The 20286-nt window shown below is 63.8% G+C and carries 16 protein-coding genes; 7 read left to right on the forward strand and 9 right to left on the reverse strand.

Translation table 11 applies throughout. From position 1 onward, the window contains the following. Positions 1 to 16: 16 nt before the first annotated feature. From A2J02_RS03275 to A2J02_RS03290, 4 genes are all read right to left on the reverse strand, one after another. The gene (locus A2J02_RS03275) at positions 17 to 778 is read right to left on the reverse strand and encodes an SDR family NAD(P)-dependent oxidoreductase (RefSeq protein ID WP_068046713.1); all 762 of its coding nucleotides are present in this window, start codon (positions 776 to 778) and stop codon (positions 17 to 19) included. Continuing rightward, the gene (locus tag A2J02_RS03280) at positions 778 to 2502 is read right to left on the reverse strand and encodes an ABC transporter permease (RefSeq protein ID WP_082899473.1); all 1725 of its coding nucleotides are present in this window, start codon (positions 2500 to 2502) and stop codon (positions 778 to 780) included. Before A2J02_RS03280 ends, A2J02_RS03275 begins: the two co-directional genes overlap by 1 nt. Then, positions 2502 to 3662: an ABC transporter ATP-binding protein gene (locus tag A2J02_RS03285; RefSeq protein WP_068046715.1), complete on the reverse strand. Its 1161-nt coding sequence runs from the start codon at positions 3660 to 3662 to the stop codon at positions 2502 to 2504. The genes A2J02_RS03280 and A2J02_RS03285 overlap by 1 nt, the downstream gene beginning before the upstream one ends. Positions 3663 to 3753: 91 nt before the next feature. Further along, the gene (locus A2J02_RS03290) at positions 3754 to 4794 is read right to left on the reverse strand and encodes a substrate-binding domain-containing protein (protein WP_068046718.1); all 1041 of its coding nucleotides are present in this window, start codon (positions 4792 to 4794) and stop codon (positions 3754 to 3756) included. Between the two features lie 309 nt (positions 4795 to 5103). Here A2J02_RS03290 and A2J02_RS03295 point away from each other — a divergent pair, with 309 nt between their 5' ends. The 3 genes from A2J02_RS03295 (at position 5104) to A2J02_RS03305 (ending at position 8140) form a co-directional block, all read left to right on the forward strand. Beyond that, positions 5104 to 6612 carry an acetyl-CoA acetyltransferase gene (locus tag A2J02_RS03295; protein WP_068046720.1) on the forward strand — a complete coding sequence of 503 codons (1509 nt, stop codon included), beginning with the start codon at positions 5104 to 5106 and terminating at the stop codon, positions 6610 to 6612. A gap of 40 nt (positions 6613 to 6652) precedes the next feature. Then, positions 6653 to 7252 carry a TetR/AcrR family transcriptional regulator gene (locus A2J02_RS03300; protein ID WP_068046723.1) on the forward strand — a complete coding sequence of 200 codons (600 nt, stop codon included), beginning with the start codon at positions 6653 to 6655 and terminating at the stop codon, positions 7250 to 7252. Positions 7253 to 7348: 96 nt separating this feature from the next. Continuing rightward, positions 7349 to 8140 (forward strand): enoyl-CoA hydratase-related protein, encoded by a 792-nt coding sequence (locus A2J02_RS03305; protein ID WP_068046929.1) that lies wholly within the window; start codon positions 7349 to 7351, stop codon positions 8138 to 8140. An 18-nt stretch (positions 8141 to 8158) separates the two neighbouring features. On the opposite strand, the gene A2J02_RS03310 is transcribed toward A2J02_RS03305, so the two are convergent. From A2J02_RS03310 to A2J02_RS03330, 5 genes are read right to left on the reverse strand one after another with little or no spacing between them, the layout of a single operon-like run. Beyond that, positions 8159 to 9472, reverse strand: a complete 1314-nt coding sequence (locus tag A2J02_RS03310; protein WP_068046725.1) for an MFS transporter — start codon at positions 9470 to 9472, stop codon at positions 8159 to 8161. 21 nt (positions 9473 to 9493) lie between these two features. Further along, positions 9494 to 10723, reverse strand: a complete 1230-nt coding sequence (locus A2J02_RS03315; RefSeq protein ID WP_068046728.1) for an alpha/beta hydrolase — start codon at positions 10721 to 10723, stop codon at positions 9494 to 9496. Then, entirely contained in the window at positions 10720 to 10965 is a 246-nt protein-coding gene (locus A2J02_RS03320; RefSeq protein WP_068046732.1) for a hypothetical protein, read from the reverse strand. Before A2J02_RS03320 ends, A2J02_RS03315 begins: the two co-directional genes overlap by 4 nt. Continuing rightward, positions 10962 to 11597: a VOC family protein gene (locus A2J02_RS03325; protein ID WP_068046735.1), complete on the reverse strand. Its 636-nt coding sequence runs from the start codon at positions 11595 to 11597 to the stop codon at positions 10962 to 10964. Before A2J02_RS03325 ends, A2J02_RS03320 begins: the two co-directional genes overlap by 4 nt. A 29-nt stretch (positions 11598 to 11626) precedes the next feature. Then, positions 11627 to 12379 carry a maleate cis-trans isomerase family protein gene (locus tag A2J02_RS03330; protein ID WP_068046738.1) on the reverse strand — a complete coding sequence of 251 codons (753 nt, stop codon included), beginning with the start codon at positions 12377 to 12379 and terminating at the stop codon, positions 11627 to 11629. A gap of 252 nt (positions 12380 to 12631) precedes the next feature. On the opposite strand from A2J02_RS03330, the gene A2J02_RS03335 reads away from it, so the two are divergent. From A2J02_RS03335 to A2J02_RS03350, 4 genes are read left to right on the forward strand one after another with little or no spacing between them, the layout of a single operon-like run. After that, positions 12632 to 14734 carry a hydantoinase/oxoprolinase family protein gene (locus tag A2J02_RS03335; protein ID WP_068046742.1) on the forward strand — a complete coding sequence of 701 codons (2103 nt, stop codon included), beginning with the start codon at positions 12632 to 12634 and terminating at the stop codon, positions 14732 to 14734. A 19-nt stretch (positions 14735 to 14753) separates the two neighbouring features. After that, positions 14754 to 17075 (forward strand): hydantoinase B/oxoprolinase family protein, encoded by a 2322-nt coding sequence (locus tag A2J02_RS03340; protein WP_068046745.1) that lies wholly within the window; start codon positions 14754 to 14756, stop codon positions 17073 to 17075. Beyond that, the gene (locus A2J02_RS03345; RefSeq protein WP_068046748.1) at positions 17072 to 18751 is read left to right on the forward strand and encodes a (2,3-dihydroxybenzoyl)adenylate synthase; all 1680 of its coding nucleotides are present in this window, start codon (positions 17072 to 17074) and stop codon (positions 18749 to 18751) included. Before A2J02_RS03340 ends, A2J02_RS03345 begins: the two co-directional genes overlap by 4 nt. Then, positions 18748 to 20286 (forward strand): FAD-dependent monooxygenase, encoded by a 1539-nt coding sequence (locus tag A2J02_RS03350; protein WP_068046752.1) that lies wholly within the window; start codon positions 18748 to 18750, stop codon positions 20284 to 20286. The genes A2J02_RS03345 and A2J02_RS03350 overlap by 4 nt, the downstream gene beginning before the upstream one ends.

Consider the following 20286-nt stretch of genomic DNA (forward strand, 5'->3'; position numbering starts at 1 on the left):
AGCCCTACCCGAGCGGTCAGTCGCAGGTCCAACCGCCGTCGACGTACAGCTCGGTCCCGGTGACGAACGTCGAGTCGTCCCCGGCCAGAAAGGCAACGGCGGCAGCCACTTCGGCCCCGGTCCCCAGTCGACCCATCGGAGTGTGCGCAATCATGGCGCTGTGACGTTCGGAGCCCTCGTAGCGTTCGAGCAACTGCGTTGTGCCGATGAAGCCAGGGTGGATGGAGTTGACTCGAACACCCTTCGTGGCCCAGTGCAGGGCTGCATTCTTGGTCATCGTGCGCACAGCGCCTTTGGCCGCGGCGTAGGCGAAGCTGTTGCCGAGGCCGCCGACGCTGCCGAGGATGGAACAGATGTTGACGATGGATCCTCCTCCGGAGCGCTCGACATACGCGCCGGCATGCTTCATTCCGAGCCACGTCCCGGTCTGACTGACTTCGACAACTCGGTTGTAGCGGTCGAGATCCTCGTCGACGACGGTTCCGAGGCTACCGATGGCACCGTTGTTGACCACGGCGTCGAGCCGACCGTACTGCGCGGCCACTGCCTCGACAGCGCTGTGCCACTGATCTTCCCGGGTGATGTCGAGTGCGATCGGGAGATGGCGTTCACTGTCGGCCTGGTCCGCCACGAGGGCTGCGCACGCGTTACCGTCGACGTCGGTCACCACGATCACGGCCCCTTCCGAGGCCAGACGCTCGACGATCGCGGTGCCGATTCCTCCGGTTGCCCCGGTGACCAGAACGACCTTGTCCTGGAGGCGGGACTGCGCGCCCATCAGAGCTTGCTCAGTACGTTGCGCCCACCGACGAGCATCGCCGCGGCGACACCGATCGTGGTCACAGCAGTCATCAGTAGTGCCATTGCAGCCACGAGTGGGTAGGAGCCGTTCTGCCACATGTCGAACAGCAGCGTGCCCATCACCTGAGTGGTGGACGCTCGCACGAGAAGTGACGCGGCGAATTCATGGGTCAGCAGGATGAACATGAGCGCGACGGCACTGAGGATCGTCGGACGCATCAGCGGCAACATGATTCGTAGATTCGTCACGAAAGGCGACGCGCCACTGGTGGCCGACGCCTCGGTGTACGTGTTGCCGAGCGAGAGCATGGCCGTCATCTGCATCCTCGTCGAGAACGGCAGCATCAGCACGATGTACACGAGGATGATCACCGTTCTGGTTCCGTAGAGGATCAGCGGCGGTTCGGTGTACGTGAGCAGGAATCCGACGCCGAAGATCACGGCCGGGATGCCCAGTGGCAGTGCGGTCATGAGGTCTGCGATCAGCGCGAGAATTCTGAACCGACGACCGCGGACGAGAAGGTTTGCCATCAGGTATCCGAGCGGAATGCAGATCGCGACCGCGCCCAGTGAGGTCAGCACACTGGTCAGGACCGACTCCACCACCGCCGTCGTATCCATCAGTGCCCGAAAGTTGTCCAGCGTCAACAGACTCAGCGACAACGATCCCGACCAGTACGGCGTCAACGAGACGATGATCAGACCGACCAGCGGGATGACCAGGGCGAAGAGTGCGAACACCACGATGGTGACCGTGGCCCACGTGGCTTTACCGGTGGACGGCGCGAATGCCTTGCCGCCGTGCGTGACGAAACGAGTCTGGTTGCCCAGCAACGCCTTCTGCGCCAGCACGAGTACCAGTCCGAAGATCACCAGCGGAGACCCGGCGGCCGCTGCCGCGGCGAAGTCCGACGGGGACTCCGACACCCGGCGGTACATCTCGGCGGTCAGCACTTTGACTCCGGTGTTCGCACCCAGTAGCAGGGGGCCGGTGAACTGGCCGAGTCCGAGGAGCAGCGCGATACCGCCGCCGTAGATGAGGGACGGTCGAAGCAGCGGGAGGACGATCTTGAAAAAGATTCCGACCGTGGACGATCCGCTGACCTGAGCTGCTTCGAGGTGCTCGGAGCTGATGTTCTGCATGCCGGAACTGACGAACAGATAGACGAACGACGTCAGACCGAAGCCGGTGAGAACGATGATCCACGGGACGGTGTACACGTCGATCGGCCCACTGTCCGATCCGCTCCACCACGGCAGCAGGCGCAACACCACATTGAGGTAACCGGGCCCGGGGGAGAGCAGGAATGCCCACCCCACCACGCTTGCCACCGCCGGCATCACGATCGGCAGGATGGGAATGACACGCAGCCAACCGAGCTTGGCGGGAAGCCTGCTCGCGGCGAAGGCGAGCAGCGTTCCCAGCACCATCGCGATGACCAACGAACCCAGCGCCAACGCCACCGTGGTTCGAAGGGTGACGCCGATGTCGAAGCGGCCGTACTGACTTCGGTATCCGGCAGCTCCGTCCTCGAACGCGAGCATCTGCAGACGCACCATGGGGAGTACCACCAGGTAGGCCAACACGGCGAGGACGGCGGCGTACCCGATTCGCGCGCGCCAATTCGGCGAGATCGCCAGTGAGCGCTTACCGGTCGTCTCGGTGGACTCGGGACGTTCGACGTCGACGAGCGTGGCCATCACGAGGTCTTTCCTGCGGAACCGACGAGCTCGGAGCTCGCGGCCGACGACGCGTCGGGCAGCGCGTACACCCGCAGACACGACGGCGCGAAGCTGACGAGTACCGGCTGTCCGGGCCTGCTACGCCGCAGCGCCGCACTGTGTTCGGTAGCCGTGGCTCGCAGCGTCAACTGCTCGTCGCCGGTCTTGACTGCCACGTCGAAGTACCGACCGCCGTATTCGTACGTCACGAGTTCTGCGTGCAGGGCAATGTTTCCGGGCGGCACCTGGTCGGCAGTGTCGTGCAACAGCACGTCGTCCGGTCGGAACCGCGCTACGGCACGAGTGCCCTCGTCGGCACGCTCACGAACGGTGGCCGTCTGAAGGTCGATGACGTCCGAGCCGCTCGTGACCCATCCGTCGTGGCCGCGCATCAGTTCGAGCCGATTACCCATCCCGATGAACGCGGCGACGTATTCCGACGCCGGATTCTCGAAGACGTGCTCGGGCTCGTCGTACTGCTCGATCTTTCCGGCCTTCATGATCGCGAGACGGTCGCCGAGAGCGAACGCCTCGGACTGGTCGTGAGTGACGAACACGGCGGTGAAACCGAGCTGTTGGTGCAACTGGTGAATCTGCGATCGGACCTGATCTCGCAGGCGCGCATCGAGATTGCTCAGAGGCTCGTCGAACAACACCAGATCCGGTTGCGCCACGAGCCCGCGAGCGACCGCGACACGTTGCTGCTGGCCGCCGCTGAGCTGCGAGGGGTACCGGTCGAGCAACGCACCGCAATCGACCATGTTCGCGGCCGTCTCGACCGCGCCGTCGGCAATCGCCTTCTTCAGCTTGCGCACCGTCAACGGGTACCGAATGTTCTCTGCGACCGTCATGTGGGGCCACAGCGCATACGACTGGAACACCATGCCGATGTTCCGCTTGTGCGCAGGCACATGGAGTTTCGACGACGCATCGAACACTGTCCGGCCCGCGAAAGATATGGAGCCGCCCTGGGGTGTCTCCAGTCCGGCGAGGCACCGCAACGTCGTGGTCTTGCCGCAACCACTCGGCCCGAGCAGGACCAGAAATTCGCCCTGCTCGATCTCGAGGTCGAGGCTGTCTACAACGACGTTCGTACCGTACTTCTTCGTCAGTCCGGAGACCGCGAATCGAGAGGTCATTGCGTACTCACTTTCGGAGTATCGGTGTGCGTGGCTGTCACAGTGCATGTCGTGGGTCGAGCGCCCAGGCGAACTCGGTAACAGTGGAGGGTCAGCCTTGGAACAGGGTCTGCCATTCCTGTGAGTATTGCTCGACCTTTTCCGGCGTCAGTTCGGCGAGGTCGGGCGATGCGATGTCCTGGGCTCGCGCGACTGCACCCTCGATATCCGGCAGAACGGCCGCGTAGCCGCCGTTCAGTGCTTGCTGTCCTTCGGCTGTCACCATGAAGTTCGCGAGCACCTGCGCTGCGTTGGGATGCTGGGAAGCACCGAGAACCTCTGAGTACCAAGGTGTTCCCCACGGACTGTCCGGCAATGCCCAGTCGACCGGCGCGCCTGCGGCAACCTCGGTGACGAGAGGCTGAACCATGGGACTGACAGTCACTTCACCCGAGGTCAGAGCTTGCGCTACTGCGAGTGCGCTGGGGTACACCCGGGGCGCGAGTTCGGCGATCTGGTTCCAGTAGTCCTCTCCGAAGGTCTTGGAGTAGTACTTGTACAGATCGACGTACGACGCGAACCCGGTGGGGTTGACGATGCCGATCTTGCCCTGGAACTTCGGATCGATCAGGTCCTCGGGAGCGTCGACGCCGTCCGGCACCGCTGCGGTATTCCACCCGAGTCCGAACACCGCTGCGCTGGAGAGGAAGAACCGATCGTTGATGACGCTGTCCGCAGGATCGAAAGCGGGCGCATCCAGGTCGGGGCCGATGAGGTCGGTGGAGAATCGGCCGGATTCGGCGGCATTCTCGATCCAGGAGGCGTCGGTGGTCATGTGGACGTCAGCGATCCCTGCCCCCGTTCGGTTCTCGGTTTCTACCCTGGGATTGATCTCGGAGTCGGTGCCGCGCACGTACTCCATGTCGATCTCCGGGTACTGCGCCTCGAAAGCCGCTGTCAGCGCATCGAGGTTGGCCGGCTTCTGGCTGGAGTAGAGCATCACACTGCCCTCCTCCTTCGCGGCAGCGATCACGGCATCCCAGTCGCCCTCCACCGGAGCGGACGCGGTGGAAGACGAGCCTCCGCATGCGGTGAGGCCTACCATCGTGGCCGTTGCAATCACGGCAACGAGCGTCGTCCTGAACTTGTTCATGCCTGCGTTCCTTTCGGGCACGTCGATGACTTCCCAAGAACTCGGCGAGCCATCGTTTGACGTGGAGTCGGGCGACATCGATCGCAGACTTCACGTACGCGCTCGAACCAGCCGCAACGTTCGTCAAACTGAACTGATGTCAGTTTGAAAGATAGCGGCCGGTCCCTGTGATGTCAATCACCAGGTCGGGGTGGTGGGGGAGTGGGTGCACGGACGCTCCGAATTCGGCCGGCGGTCACTCGGTGAGTCGCTGTTCTTGACAGGACGGTTATCGATTGCAGACAATTTGTGTCCGTATAGCCTGTGTGCATGTCCATCAATGCGGAACGAGTCCCGGTCATCGTGGGTGTGGGTGACCTGAAGTTCACAGGCGACGGCACTGCGCAGAGCGCCATCGAGCCGCTCGATCTCGTTCTGCGCGCTGTGAATGCGGCGATCGAGGACACAGGAGCACCGGGTCTGAGCGCGCAGCTCGATGCGATACATGCAGTTCGCACCACGAGCTGGAACTACGCCGATCTTCCGGCTCTGGTCGCCGAGAGGTTGGGCGTCACCCTCACATCCAGCTCCTCGAGCACGATCGGTGGGCATCACCCCGCGTGCCTACTCGACCAGGTCGGTCGAGATATCGCCGAAGGACGCACTACTGCAGCACTGGTGGTGGGCGGCGAGGCGCAGGCCTCCGTCCGTGCCATGACGAAAGCGGGTGTGGACCCCGGTGAATCGGGTTGGACGACCGTACCGGGAGGCCCTCCGTCGTTCTCGCCCGAGGACCTCGGCAGCGCCGAAATGCAGCGAGCAGGAATCCTGGCACCGGTACAGATCTACCCGCTCTTCGAGAACGCGCGTGCCCACAGCCGTGGCCTGAACCCAGACCAGGGGATGCGCGAATCGGCCGACATGTACTCCCGCTTCTCGGCAATTGCGGCCGAACATCCCGTTGCATGGAGCCCTGTTGCACGCACGCCGGAAGACATCGGCACCGTCAGTTCATCGAATCGGTCTGTGTCCGATTGCTATCCGCTATCGATGAACGCCATGCCGTTCGTCGATCAAGCAGCTGCGGTCATGGTCTGTTCCTTGGCGACCGCCCGTGAGGCCGGTGTGGCGGAGGATCGAATCGTGTACCTGTGGGGTGGTGCGGGTGCAGTCGACAATCCGGATGTGTTGGCGCGCCCGGTGTTCGACGACGCACCAGCTCTTCGCGCGGCCGTGCGGCGGGCACTGTCGAGGGCCGAGGTGGCCAGCGAGGACCTGGCATTCGTCGATGCATACAGCTGCTTTCCGATCGTGCCGAACCTGTTGGCCGACGAGCTCGGCCTGGCCGAGGGGGCGACTCCCACTGTCCTGGGAGGACATTCGTTCTTCGGTGGGCCGTTGAGCAGCTACTCGCTCCATGCCATTGCGGAATCGACGCGACTGCTGCGCAAGAATTCCGGAGTCGCATTGGTTCATGCAAACGGCGGTTATCTGACGTACCAGCACGTGGTGCTGCTGTCCACGAGAGCTCATCGCGACGGATACATCGGCGACCCGGAGCAGGTGACTGTGTCGGGTACGCCGGCACGCGTCGTGCACGGCTACTCGGGACCGGCGACCATCGAGACGGCTACGGTCACGTACGACCGTAGCGGCCTGCCGGAGCAAGCGTTTGTCGTGGCTGCCACCGACGATGGGGCGCGGGTAGCGGGCCGAGCTGGACATGAATTCGCAACGACGCTTCACGACCTCGTGTCCGTGCAGAACGAGTCGGCCGTCGGACGCCGAATAGACCTGGTGGACAGCGAAGGGAACCTTGCCGTCGATTTCTGCATGTGATCGTCGCGTTCGGCCGGCAGACCGGTGAGAGGATGCAGTCATGTCTGAAGATTCTCCCCGAGGACCGGGCAGGCCCCGTGACGCGGACATGGAGGACCGCGTGTACACCGCCGTGCTCGAGGTGTACTGGGAAACCAGTTGGCGCGGATTCACATTCGACGCAGTCTCGCGGCGGGCCAAGGTCGGCCGGGCAGCGCTCTACCGCCGCTGGGCCGACAAGGAAGAACTTCTGGTCCAGGCGCTCGAAGCTCGGTCGCCGCTGTCGACGCCGATCGACACCGGATCGGTCCGTGGGGACCTCGTCGAACTTGCGGAACAATTGGCCGTCGGCTACGGGGAGCTCTCCGGCTTGGTCTCGCTACGGGTGACTCTCGACGCGAGGGTGAATCCGGACCTGTTGTCCCATCTCACCGACACTCTCAACCAGAGCCGCCTCGTCACTGCTCGACGCATCGTCCGCCGGGCTGTCGCGCGTGGAGAGCTGCCCGAGGGCACGTCGACGACGTTACTGCTCGAACTCGTGACGGGAGCGGTGTTGGCGCGTGCGCTCTTCTCGCAGGCGCACTCAGGATCGAGAACCACTGCTGCCGTTGACCACTCGACAGTGGTCGTCGACACCGTTCTGCGAGCGTTGAGTTAGCCGTTGAACGACCGGGCTACAGGCCGAACCATTGCAGACAGTGACTGTCTGAATTAGTGTTGTGGGGTCTCACGGCCCGAAGGAATGAGGATCGACGTGTCCGAAGTGGTACTCACCGAAGTGCGGGGACACACCCTCGTCGTCACCATCGACCGGCCGGAGGCAGCCAACAGCATCAACGCCGATGTGCACCGCGGTTTGGGCGCTGCATGGGAGCTTGCGCAGGAGACAGACGACATTCGAGTTGTGGTGTTGACGGGCGCAGGCAACAAAATCTTCTGCGCCGGAGCAGATTTGAAAGCTCTCGGCACATCCGGGCCCGCGGGAGTGACTCCACCCGAGACCGCGCACTGGGGTTTCGCCGGAATCGTCAAACACCACATTGCGAAACCGGTGATTTCCGCAGTGAACGGCAGCGCCCTGGGCGGTGGCACGGAACTCGCATTGGCCGGTGATCTTGTTGTAGCCGCGGAGAATTCGACCTTCGGACTTCCCGAAGTGAAGCGCGGTCTCATCGCCGGAGCGGGAGGGGTCTTCAGATTGACCACAGCCCTGCCGCGTGCTGTCGCGCTGGAGCTACTGCTGACCGGGAACGCCATGAGCGCCCAGGACGCGCTCCGGTGGGGATTGGTCAACCGCGTCGTTCCTCAGGCCGAAGTGATGAGCACTGCTCTTGCCCTCGCAGACGTCATCTCCGCGAACGCACCTCTCGCTGTTCAGGCGAGCAAGCGCGTCGCTCGCGGGATCGATGACGGCGAGATCGAGACGGAAGCCCGCAGCTGGGAACTCAGCGAACAGGCCCTGGAGTCACTGAGCCGATCGGCGGACACTGTCGAGGGAATCATGGCCTTCATGCAGAAACGGGACCCGATATGGACCGGAAAGTGAATCCGATCGTGAATGCACTCATTTTGCCTCGGGTACCTGGTGTAGACCTTCCGACGTAGAGGCTCGGCTGCTACGCAGCTGTCGTCCCGCCGGAATCAGAATCGTCACCCCGGCTCCGATGATCGCCGGCAAGGCGAAAGCCAGAAGCTGAGTGCTGGTTCCCGCACCCGCGGCGACGAACAGTCCACCGTAGGTAGGACCCACGATCGCGCCCAGTCGCCCCACCGCGAGCGCGACGCCCAGTCCTGTGGTCCGGCAGGACACGGGGTAGTAGCCACCGATGAAGGTGTTCAGCAGGATCTGCGTCCCGGTCGTTCCCATTCCTGCGATCAGCACCAGAACGTACACGATCCCGATCGGGGGAGTGGTCGCGATCAATGCCAACGACACTGCTGCACAAAGGAATCCGAGGGTCGTCACCGGCTTGATGCCGAACCGGTCCGCCAGGTAAGCGCCGCCGAGCGCGCCCACTGCACCGCCGACGTTGAGCACCAGCAGGAATGACAGTGCGGCACCGAGCGGGTATCCGGCCGATCGCATCACTGCAGGCAACCAGGTCGCGACGCCGAACAACACGAGCAGACACAGCAGGGTCATCACCCAGAAGGACAACGTCACTCGCGCACGGTTCGCGGTGAACAGCGCAGCGATTCCGCGATCTGTCGATGTCGGCTCACCACCGGAAACCTCGACTGTGTCCTCGAGTCCGTAACGAGTCGAGATCCTTTGTGCTGCATCCGTCCTACCCCGCGCGTTGAGGAAGGCGGGCGACTCGGGGAGGTATCCGATCATCATCGGCAGAATCAACAACGCCGGGATCATCCCAGCTGCGAACATCGCTCGGAAGCCGAATGCCGGGACGAGCCACAGCGACAGGATCCCCGCTGCGATACCGCCGACGCTGGTGCCCACGAACCCCAGTGCGACCGTTCTCGCTCTGGTGTCGAGGCGGGAAAATTCGATCAGCATCGACGCCGCGGTCGGCATCAGAACCCCAGCACCGACGCCGACGACAAATCGCGCTGCTCCGAACAATTCGGGCGAGGGTGCAATTGCGCAGCATCCCATTGCGGCCGAGAACAGGGCGACCGCGGCGATCAAGGCGCGTCGTCTGCCCCAACGATCCGCGATGCTGCCCGCGGCGAGTGCCCCGACCAGCATGCCGACTCCCACCACGGATCCGAGTACACCGACGGTCGCCGGATCCAGGTCCCACGGCTCGTACGCCAGGAGCGACGGCACCACCGTTCCGTACATCAGAAGGTCGTACCCCTCCAACGTCAAGGCCGCCAGGCACAGCGCAACGACGGGAGAAAAAGTGTTACGTGACATGATATTCCGCTCGCGAGAGGGTCAGATGAAGTGTTGGGACAACCAGTCACCGATATCGGCGGCGGCCAGAGACGCGCCGGTGGGCGCGCCATCGTGAATGGGGCCACCGAAGTGGGTGCCCTCGATCGCCACGTGAGACTTGTCCACTGAGCCCAGAGCCTCGACCATTCTCGACGCGTCCTCCGGGAAACACGCCTGATCGCCGGTCAATTCGACGAACAACGACGGGACCGTGACCGACGGTGCGCACCGAACGAAGTCGGCATTGGAGCTCAGACCGGACCACGTCGACAGCCAGGCATCCGGCGTGGACAAGCGCGCAAAGCCGACGAGTCCGTAGTTCGTCAGATCGGGCCGCCGGCCGAACAGTGAACCGTAGGGGCGGGCGTTGGAACTGAGCGACAGGTCGGTGAATCTCAGGTCCGCATCGGTGCGATAGACGGTCAATATCCGCGGTGCCAACGCCTCTCGACGGTCGTGGGCGTTGCCGTTTGTCTTGAAACGCCGTCGGGCCTCGGATGCTTCGGCGACCCGTGACCGCGCGATCACGTCGAGGCGAGTGACGCGCTCGAGCTGAGCGGCGCGGTACTTCTGAACGAAATCGGCGGAATAGTGAGAGCTTTCCGGTGCCTCGACGAATCCGTTCGCACTGTCGAAAGGATCGAGTGCCGGGTCGACGGACATGGGGTCCGATTCGTCGACCACGGACGGATCGATCAGTCGCAGCAGCAGCGCGCCCTGTCCCGGGTGTGGAGCCATGAAAATCGCACCGTCCGGTACGGGCATCTCCGCGGATGCGAGGTCGATCGGCCGGCCGGCCGGCGTTGCTGCCAGCCGCTCCTCGGGCGTGAGCCCGGCCTGCTCGCAGTAGAACGCGAACAGCGTTCCACCGCCCGAGTGTCCGAGTGTGACAACGTGATCGAAAGAGCGGGAGCGAAGGAACACCTGCCCGGCCGCGGCGTCGAGCAAAGCCTGCTCGTGCACCAGCGAGATGTCGTTGTTCACCGATCGCGTGCCCTGGGTCCACACTGCGTATCCGCGTGCAAGCAGCTCTGGCACGAGAACGTGATGCGTCAGATCCTGGCGCGGGTGCATCAACGCAACGACGAGGTCCGCGCCGGGAACCGTTCGCAACACTCCACTGACCTTGGCGCCATCGGCAGTGGTCAGCTCGTGCGTCGACGTGACGGTGTTCGTCGGTGCCTCGGCCGCATCGAGGTAGCGTCCAGCACCGAGTCGGGTCCGATTCATGACTGCTCGACGCGCAGGGCGTCTTTGTCCCACTGCGTGATTCGAGACTCCGACAGGCCGGAGACGCTGCTGTACCAGACGGCGTGCCTGCATCCGGTGGCTCGACGATCGATGACGATGTCCTTGTCCGAGACTATGCGGAAGTACGGGCCGACGTGGTCGACGCGTACGGCTGGGTCGACGTCGGCCACCGAGGCGATACTGGTGTTCTCGGGTATGTCGAGCACATACAACGTGGTCACGACACTCCCACCTCGTTCTCGGCCGACCAGTCGGCCGCACGTTCGACGATCAGTTCGGCCTTGCGGGTCAACAGGTTCGCCATGCTCGGGTCGGGTCCGCGCACGATGTCGATCAGGGCGTCGATCGTCAGGTTCGCGTCGAGATCTTCCTGCGGCGTGACCGGACGCATCGCGCGGGTGAGCTCGATCATGTAGCCGTTGGGATCGTGTGTGTAGATCGACTCGATCGTCTCGTGTTGGATCTGCATCTCCACGGGCCAATCACTGCCGTCCAACCGTCGCCGATATTCCATCAGGTCCGCTTCGCTGTCGACGTGAATCGCGAGATGACGCGAGCGGATGAAGAAGATCGGTACGTCCTCGGCGAAACGCGAGTACGAATCACCCTGTGGTCCTCCGTCGAACGGTTCGAGACCGAAGTAGTAGAAGAACGCGAGTCGGTCGTCGTTGCCGATGTCGAAGAAGAAGTGGATGAAGTCCGGATGCTTCTCCGGGCCCCATCCTGCTGCGCAGATGGAGTGGACGACGGGGAACCCGAGAACGTCACGGTAGAACTCGACCGTTGCTGCCGGATCGAACGTGGGGTAGGCGACGTGGTCGACGCCCCGGACCTTGTGTGGCAAGTCGGACATGAAGATTTCCTCTCTACGAAAGTGACGATCTAGGACGTGACGACGGCGTCTGCCCGAAGAAGTGAGCCGGCGTCCGGAAGATCGACGGGTAGGTCCAGCGCACGGAGCAGGCTGTAGGCACCTGCCGTCGCGGCCGACAGAACGGGGATGCCGAATTCGTCCTCGGCAGCCTGGACGAGCGGTAGGGACGGCATCTGTACGCACGCGGAAATCACCAGGGCGTCGGCACCGGTGAGATCCAACGACCGTGCCGCGTCCATGACTCGTTCGCCTGGGATGCAGCCGACTTCGGCGTTGTCGGACACCTCCAGCGCACGCCAATCGAGTACGCGAATGCCCTCGGCCTCGATGTAGTCGACGACCTTCTCCGCGAGTGGTCGCATGTACGGCGTCACGAGAACTATGTTCTTGGCGTCCAGGGCACGAAGGCCTTCCACAAGAGCGCCCGCGCTCGACCTGACGGCTGCATCGGACCCGCCCGTGGCGAGTTGTTCCGCGACGAGCCCCTCCACCCGTTGGTGTTCCCCGGGCCCGGCGACCATGAGGGCGACGAGGCACGCATAGAGAACAGCGTCGATTCCGGCATCGCCCAATTCGAGGATGCACCGTTCGCGCTGGGCATTCATGGCCCGCAATTGTTCCGGCGACACGGCCTGCATGCGCATGCGCGAGGAGTGGAACGAAAACCGGGCATGTCGATGTCGCGCCAACAATGCGGGCATCTCCGTTTCCACGGTGACGTTGGAGCTCGGTACGACCAAGCCCACACGATGAATACTCATGAACTGCCTTTCGGTAATTGACGCTGATGACGAGTATTCGACGTCTGCGACGATTCGTCAAGCGGCTTGGACCAGGGAAATCGAATCGATGCGTCCGTTCGGGCAGTATCGAGGAGGGTGACGGCACTCACATTCGTGCTTGACATGTTGTCGTCTACGTCGAATACTCGACACAGACGTAAGCAGTGTTCGAGGGTGTTTCGCTCTCACACGCCAGGACGTCTTCGACTCGGACCTAAGGAGCACACCGGCATGACCTATGTGATCGGAGTGGACGTCGGCGGAACGTTCACGGACGCAGTACTCGACGACAGTTCCGGGACCGTGGTCGCTGCAAAAGCGCCCTCGACTCCGCCCGACTATTCACAGGGCGTCATCGACGTTCTCGAAGCGTTGGCCGAGCAACTCGGATGCCCGGTGCAGGAAATGCTGGCGAACACCCACCACATCGCGCACGGCACCACGTCCTCGCTCAACGCTCTGGTGATGGGTAACGTCCCGCCGGTCGGGTTCCTGACCACCAAGGGGCATCGCGATTCGATCTACATCATGAACGTCGAGGGCCGGTACCTCGGTGGCTCGCCCGAGCAACTGCAGAACGTGTTGGGGCAGAGCAAGTCCCACGGTCTCGTTCCCAAGCGGCATGCGCTGGAGGTCACCGAACGCCTCGATCGAGACGGCAACGTCGTCGTAGCCCTCGACGAAGAGTCCGCACGTATCGCCATCCGAAGCCTCGTCGACGACGGTGTCTCCGGCATCGCGGTCTCGCTGCTCTGGTCGTTCCGTAACCCCGTGCACGAGCAACGCATTCGTGAACTCGTGCACGAGATCGACCCCGACATGTTCGTCTCGCTGTCCTCCGAGGTGAGCCCGCGCATCCGCGAGTTCGCCCGTAACGCAACCACGATCATGAGTACCCAGATCGGCCCAGGGTTGCGCGATTACCTCGGCTCGTTGGAGAAGAAGCTACGTGCCCTCGATCTCGCGGGACCACTGCTGGTGATGCAGAGCAACGGCGGTGCCGTTGCCGCAGCCGAGGCCCCGAAGAACGCCATCAGCACAGTCGGGTCCGTGTTGACCGGCGGCGTGGTCGGAGCGGTATCACTCGGAAAGCAGCTCGGTCACAAGAACATCATCGCCACCGACGTCGGCGGAACCACATTCCTCGTCGGCCTCGTCGTGGACGGTGAGCCGGTGCGTGCGTCGAGCACCATCATCAACCACCACCCGATCAATGTCCCCACCCTGCAGGTGCACGCCATCGGCTCGGGCGGCGGTGCCATAGCGTGGGTGGATGCGGGTGGCAACCTCCAGATCGGTCCGCACAGCGCCCAGGCGGTACCCGGACCTGCCTGTTACGGGCAGGGCGGCACCGAACCCACCAACGCCGACGCCAATCTCGTCCTCGGGATTCTCCCCGAGCGCGGCCTGCTGGGAGGACGCAAACCACTCGACAAAGAGCGTGCGCGCGAGGCCATTCGACGCCGCATCGCGGAACCGCTCGGTCTGTCGGTCGAGGACGCAGCCGCCGCGATCTATGCCGTCCAGAACGCACAGACCGGCGACCTTCTGCGCAAGACCGTCGTCGAAGCCGGGCACGATCCGCGCAACTTCGTTCTCTACGCGTTCGGCGGAGCCGGCCCATCACATTGCGCCGCCTATGCAGCCGAAGTCGGAGTCAAGGAGGTCATCGTTCCGCTCGGGCAGGTGGCATCGGCGTTCTCGGCCTACGGTCTTGCGTCGTCGAACATCGTGCTCGCGGCCGAGCTGTCCGACCCGGCAGCGATGCCGCTCGATCCTGCTCGCGCAGAAGCGAATTTCGACAGTCTCGAGAAGCGCGTCCGCGAAGCCCTCGGTCGACAAGGGCTCAATTTCACGTCGGTCCAGGTCGAACGTGAAATCGACATGCGGTACACGATGCAGTTGGCAGAGGTTGCAACAACCATTCCCGAGGGCTCGCTGGACTCGGCGAGCGTCGCACACGCCTCCGATCTCTTCGAGCAGCGTTACGCAGATCTGTACGGCAAGGACAGCGGATTCCGTGAAGCAGGTATCCAAGCAATCACCTATCGCGTGCGTGCAACCGGCGTCCTGCCGTTCTCGCCTACCCTCCCCGAACTGAAGTCCGCCGACTCCGCCGACGCCTCGATCGCTCGCATCGGCACTCGAAAGGTCAACCTGGACGGCCGAATCGGCTATGTCGACACCGACATCTACGACTACAGCAAGCTCGCCGCCGGGCATGTGCTCGCCGGCCCCGCCATCGTCGAAGTCCCGACGACCACTGTCGTCGTCCCGCACGGCACCACCGGAACTGTCGACCGCCTCGGCAACCTCAACATCGTCGCCGGCTGAGACCACAGGAGAACCGAACATGACATCAGCGATTCCCGGGTCCGAGATCTTCTCGTCCCGCCCCGTCGACCCCGACGCCCTCGCCCGCGCGCTCCCGCCGACGCTGCCGGTGCACACCGTCACCCAGCAGCAGATCGACGAACTCGACCCGCTGACCTACGAGGTCATCCGGCACCGACTCTGGTCGGTCACCGACGAGATGGGCGAGGCACTCAAACGAATGTCCGGCTCACCCATCGTCACCGACGCGAACGATTTCGACTTCGCGATCAGTGACGAACTGGGACAAGAGGTTCAGGTCGGCCTCTACAACACCATGCTGGTCGGAGCCGTTGACCTGGCGATCTACTGGACCTTGCAGCACCGCGCCACCAACCCCGGAATCGTGGAGGGCGACATGTTCCTCTGCAACGATCCATGGGTCGGCGGGGGACTACATCAGAGTGATGTCATCGTCTACCAACCCATCTTCCACGAGGGCAAGCTGTTCGCCTGGACCAGCGCGATCTGCCACGAAGGCGGTCGCGGTGGTTCCGGTCTCGGATCGTTCGATCCGTCGGCGAAAGATGTTTTCTCCGAATCGCTTCCGACTCCACCGGTCAAGGTGGTCCGCGACTACGAGCTACAACGCGACGTCGCAGACCTCTGGGTTCGACGCTCCCGCGTTCCCATGCTGGTCGGACTCGACCTGCGTGCCAAGATCGGGGCGAACACCGTCGGACGCAACCGCATGCTGGCCGTCATCGAGCAGTACGGTGCCGACACCGTCAAAGCCGTCATGAAGCGCATGATGACCGACGCCGAAGGGCGACTGCGCAGCAAGCTCTCCTCGCTCCCCGACGGGACCTGGAAGGCCACCGGCTACCAGGACCAGTCGCACACCGGTGACCGCGAGGTTCACAAGATCACCGTCGCGATGAGCAAGACCGACGACCATCTCACGTTCGACTTCACCGGCACCGACAAGCAGACGGGCGTCATCAACTGCACCTACGCTGGGATGCGCGGCGGCGTCATGCTCGCGTTGCTTCCGATCCTCGCGGGTGACATTCCCTGGTCCGCAGGCGGATTGATGCGTTGCTTCGACCTGGTGTCCGAGGAGGGCACCATCAACAACGCGAGCTTCCCGGCAGCGGTCAGCCGTGGTCCCATCGGACCCGCTTGGCTGACCGGAACCCTCATCGCGGAATGCCTGTCGCAGATGCTCGACCGATCGGTCGACCTCGGCAAGAGCGTGCAGGCCGCGTGCTGCGGTACCTGGGACACCGCGGTGATCGCAGGCCTCGACGAACGCGGGGACCAACCCGTTCCGTTCCTGAACATCATGATGGAACCGATGGCAGGCGGTTACGGCGCACGACCGACCGCCGACGGCATGGACACCGGCGGACTCTTCTGTATTCCGATGGGGCGCATCCCCGATACGGAAATGACCGAGTTCCTCTACCCGCTGCTCACACTGTGGCGTCGTGAGGAGCCCGACTCGGGTGGACCCGGTCGTCAACGCGGTGGCGTCAGTGCATCGCTCGCTGTGACGCCGTACGGCACCTCGCTCCCGATGGGCCTCGTCCTCGCCTCGGCGGGTAAAGCCGTGGCGCAGAACAACGGCCTGGCCGGCGGGTACCCCGGCAACACCGGACTCGAAATTCTGGCGCGCAGTACCGACGTCATCGAGCAGTTCGCAGCGGGAAAGATTCCCGGAGCCCTCGAAGATCTTGGCGGCGGAAAGGAATTCGGCGCGTGCTACGCCGAAAGCTATGTCGCTCCCGGTGAGGTGCTGTACATGCATTGGCAGGGAGGCGGCGGCTACGGAGATCCGTTGCATCGCGATCCGGCGGCTGTGGTCGTGGACCTACGCGAGGGCAAGGTCACCGCAGAGGGGGCGAACGTCGTTTACGGCGTGGTCATCGACGCGGGAAAGGTGGACGAGGCAGCAACTGCGCGACGACGTCGAGACATGATCGACGAACGGCGCACGCGTTCCACCCAGCACTCCGACGCTCCCACCATGGATCTCTCGCTGGCAAGACGTCTCGACGACAACCTGTCCGAGGTGACCGTCGGGGACGTTCGGGTCATCGCCTGCGCACAGTGCGGCCGGCTCCTCGGTGACGAGAAGTCGAGTGGTGTACTGGATCTGGCTCGCTACGAGGGGCCGTCCTCGGCGGCGGGGCCGCAGGTGACATCGGATCCCTCCATCTACGTCGACACACCCATCGTGTTCCGTCAGCTGTGCTGCCCGGGATGCTGGACTGCCGTGTACTCGGGAATCGTTCCTGCCGATCATCCCGATCATTCGTTGGAGATCTCTCGACTACTTCCTGCGGTGGCCGAACGATGACGGTGACCACGGAGACGACCCACTCGGACTGGGACGGCAGGCTGGTGGGATACCCGGAGGATCGCGCGCAGGGCTACCGCCGGAGTGGTTCGTGGAGCTCACTTCCCACGAGTCGCCGGTTCCACGACATCGCACTTCGGTATCCCGACAGGCTCGCGATCATCAGCGCCGAGGGCTCGATGACGTTCGCCGAACTCGATCGTCGTACCGATGCCATCGCCGCCGGATTGATTCGACAGGGACTGGTGCGCCTGGACCCTGTGCTGTTCCAGATGACGAACCGGCTCGAGACGGTGCTGGCCTGGTACGGCTGCATCAAGGCCGGACTGGTTCCGGTCGCCACACTGGCCGCGCACCGAATGCACGAGATCGCGCACATCGGTGCCGCGGTGGGCGCGGTCGCGCACGTGGTCGAAGCCGGTCTGCCGTCGTTCGACCTGGTCTCGTTCGCCCACGAACACGCCGCAGGGAGCGAGACCGTTCGCCACGTGGTGACGGTCGGGGCGAACGAAGGTGACGGACTGCGGTTGGAGGACATCGGCCGCGACATCGACCCCGACGAGGCCCGAGCTCTCGTCGAAGCCATCGAGGCCGAGACGGCTCCCGAGGATGTGGTTGCGTTCCAATTGTCCGGCGGCACAACGGGAGTACCCAAGGTCATTCCGCGGATCCATGCCGAATACTGGAACAACGCACTCATGTATGCGCAGCGGCTGCAGTGGACGTCGGACAGCCGCGTCGCCCATCTGATACCCATCGTGCACAACGCAGGCATTGCCTGCGGTCTGCACGCCTCGCATTCGGTGGGCGCGTGTCTCGTGCTCTCCACCGCCGATGTCGGATCGGCGTTGGACCTCATGGAGCGTGCGGAGGCCACCGAGGTGTTGATCGGCCACGGTCATTACCAGGCCGTACTGAGTCCCGAGTTCGATCGGGTGCGTGGGCGTCTGCGGCACGTGATCCTGTCCGGGGCCAAAGTGTCACCGGCGCTGATGGACCGCGTCGACGACGGCGGAGACCATTGGGCGGGTCAGCTGTTCGGGATGTCCGAGGGGCTGCTCACCGTCACCCCGGTAGCCGCCCCTCGCCACGCTCGAATCACCACCGTCGGCACTCCTGTCTGCGCCGAGGACGAGGTGCGCATCCTCGATCCCGGCACGGAGATCGAGCTGTCCGACGGGGAAGTCGGCGAATTGTGTTGCCGTGGCCCGTACACGATCACCGGGTATTTCGGGGCCCCCGAGCACAATCGGACTGCCTTCACCTCGGACGGCTTCTACCGGACCGGCGATCTGGCGTCGATCTCCGTCGTAGAAGGCGAGCGGTACATCACGATCGAGGGGCGCATCAAGGACCTCATCAACCGCGGCGGCGAGAAGATCAATGCCGAGGAGGTCGAACTGCTCCTCCTCGACCATCCGGCCATCGTGGGCGCGGCCGTCGTCGCGATGCCCGACCCTCGACTCGGCGAGAAGACGTGCGCGTATCTCGTCACCGACGGGGACCCGTTGACGATGGCCGACGTGCAGGAGCATCTCGCGGGTCTCGGTGTGGCCAAGTTCAAATGGCCGGAGCGCCTCGAATGGCTCGACGCGCTTCCTCGAACCAACGTCAACAAGATCGACAAGAAGCGTTTGCGGCTGGACATCGCCGCGAAGCTCGAGAGGCAACCATGAAACTCGACCGCGTCGCAGTCATCGGCGGGGGCCCCGGCGGCCTCTACGCCGCACGGCTGCTGAAACTGTCCAATCCCAAGGCGGAGATCACCGTCTACGAACAGAGTTCACCGGACACCACGTTCGGGTTCGGAGTCGGCCTCGCCTCACGGACACAGCGGAATCTCCGTCAGGCCGACGCTGCGTCACTCGATGCGATTGTCGCTCAGGCGTACTCACACGAGATGTCGATGCAGGTAGGGAACAGAACGGCCCGCTTGGCTCACGGTGATCTTCTCGCGATAGCGCGGACGTCTCTGCTGTCCGTATTGCAGGAACAAGCGCGCGATGCAGGAGTTCGGCTGGAGTTCGGCGAACGCCGCGAACCCGCCGACCTCGATGTGGACCTCGTGATCGCCTCGGACGGAATCAACAGCGCGACCCGTACGGCCGACGGTCGATTCGGTGCCGACATCACCACCGGAACAGGCCTCTACCTCTGGTGTGGAACGGATTTCGCACTAGAGAGCGCCATATTCGTACCCGTCACCACCGAGCACGGCACGTTCGTTGCCCACGCGTATCCCTATGCGCCGGATCGCAGTACGTTCCTGATCGAGACGGATCTCGACACCTGGCACCGGGCGGGCTTCGACGTCACAACTACTGCCACGGGCGCAGCCCACAGCGACGAGGCATCGTTGCGCTATCTCGCGAAAGCGTTCTCCGTCACTCTTCAGGATCACAGCCTCATCGGAAACCGGACCCGGTGGATGCAGTTCCGAACGGTCAAGTGTCGAAAGTGGTCGGTGGACAACATAGTTCTTCTCGGAGACGCCGCGCACACTGCGCACTATTCGATCGGATCGGGAACGAAGCTGGCCATGGAGGACGCCATCGCCCTCGATGCGGCACTGGCGTCGGCTGCGACCGTCGGCGATGCCCTCACCGAGTACGAACGGGTGCGTCGCCCCGCGGTCGAACACCTTCAGCAGATTGCCGTGCGAAGTGAACAGTGGTGGGAGTCCTTTCCGCAGCGCATGGATCTGCCCGTGGACCAACTGATGGTGGCGTACATGACGCGCGCCGGAAAGGTCGGTCTCGAGCGATTCCTCGAATCTGCTCCCGAGGTGGCGTGGAAGGGAATCGCGAGCTACGCGCAGGTTCCCGCGGACTCGGAGGTTCCTGCCGATGTGTCCCGCTGGATCCTCTCGCGGCGCATCGAACACGGTGGGCGGTCGTTTTCCGATCGATTCGCCCCGCCCGATCTGCGCGAAGACCCGACGACGACGGTGGTCTCCGTCGACGTCGAATCTGCGTGGAACGAGAAGGCGACGGCCATCGTCGACGAGTCCAGGGCAAGTTCCACGGTGTGGTTGACGGGGTCCGGCGAGCGTGATCACGTCCTGACCCGACTCGATTTCGCGGAGCGAATGATGCGCAGCACCGGTGCGCTCGTCGTCGTCGACGTGCCGGAGGAGTGTTTGTCCGATGCGGTGGCAGGTCTGGTCAGTGCGCGTACCCACCTCGTGTTTGTCGGTTCTCGACGACGGTGA

Source organism: Rhodococcus sp. EPR-147, assembly GCF_001647185.1.
Taxonomy (GTDB): Bacteria; Actinomycetota; Actinomycetes; order Mycobacteriales; family Mycobacteriaceae; genus Rhodococcoides.

Coding starts and splice junctions, on each gene's coding strand:
- A2J02_RS03275 (WP_068046713.1), bottom strand. CDS start 778: ATGGGCGCGCAGTCCCGCCTCCAGGACAAGGTCGTTCTGGTCACCGGG.
- A2J02_RS03280 (WP_082899473.1), bottom strand. CDS start 2,502: ATGGCCACGCTCGTCGACGTCGAACGTCCCGAGTCCACCGAGACGACC.
- A2J02_RS03285 (WP_068046715.1), bottom strand. CDS start 3,662: ATGACCTCTCGATTCGCGGTCTCCGGACTGACGAAGAAGTACGGTACG.
- A2J02_RS03290 (WP_068046718.1), bottom strand. CDS start 4,794: ATGAACAAGTTCAGGACGACGCTCGTTGCCGTGATTGCAACGGCCACG.
- A2J02_RS03295 (WP_068046720.1), top strand. CDS start 5,104: ATGTCCATCAATGCGGAACGAGTCCCGGTCATCGTGGGTGTGGGTGAC.
- A2J02_RS03300 (WP_068046723.1), top strand. CDS start 6,653: ATGTCTGAAGATTCTCCCCGAGGACCGGGCAGGCCCCGTGACGCGGAC.
- A2J02_RS03310 (WP_068046725.1), bottom strand. CDS start 9,472: ATGTCACGTAACACTTTTTCTCCCGTCGTTGCGCTGTGCCTGGCGGCC.
- A2J02_RS03315 (WP_068046728.1), bottom strand. CDS start 10,723: ATGAATCGGACCCGACTCGGTGCTGGACGCTACCTCGATGCGGCCGAG.
- A2J02_RS03325 (WP_068046735.1), bottom strand. CDS start 11,597: ATGTCCGACTTGCCACACAAGGTCCGGGGCGTCGACCACGTCGCCTAC.
- A2J02_RS03330 (WP_068046738.1), bottom strand. CDS start 12,379: ATGAGTATTCATCGTGTGGGCTTGGTCGTACCGAGCTCCAACGTCACC.
- A2J02_RS03335 (WP_068046742.1), top strand. CDS start 12,632: ATGACCTATGTGATCGGAGTGGACGTCGGCGGAACGTTCACGGACGCA.
- A2J02_RS03340 (WP_068046745.1), top strand. CDS start 14,754: ATGACATCAGCGATTCCCGGGTCCGAGATCTTCTCGTCCCGCCCCGTC.
- A2J02_RS03345 (WP_068046748.1), top strand. CDS start 17,072: ATGACGGTGACCACGGAGACGACCCACTCGGACTGGGACGGCAGGCTG.
- A2J02_RS03350 (WP_068046752.1), top strand. CDS start 18,748: ATGAAACTCGACCGCGTCGCAGTCATCGGCGGGGGCCCCGGCGGCCTC.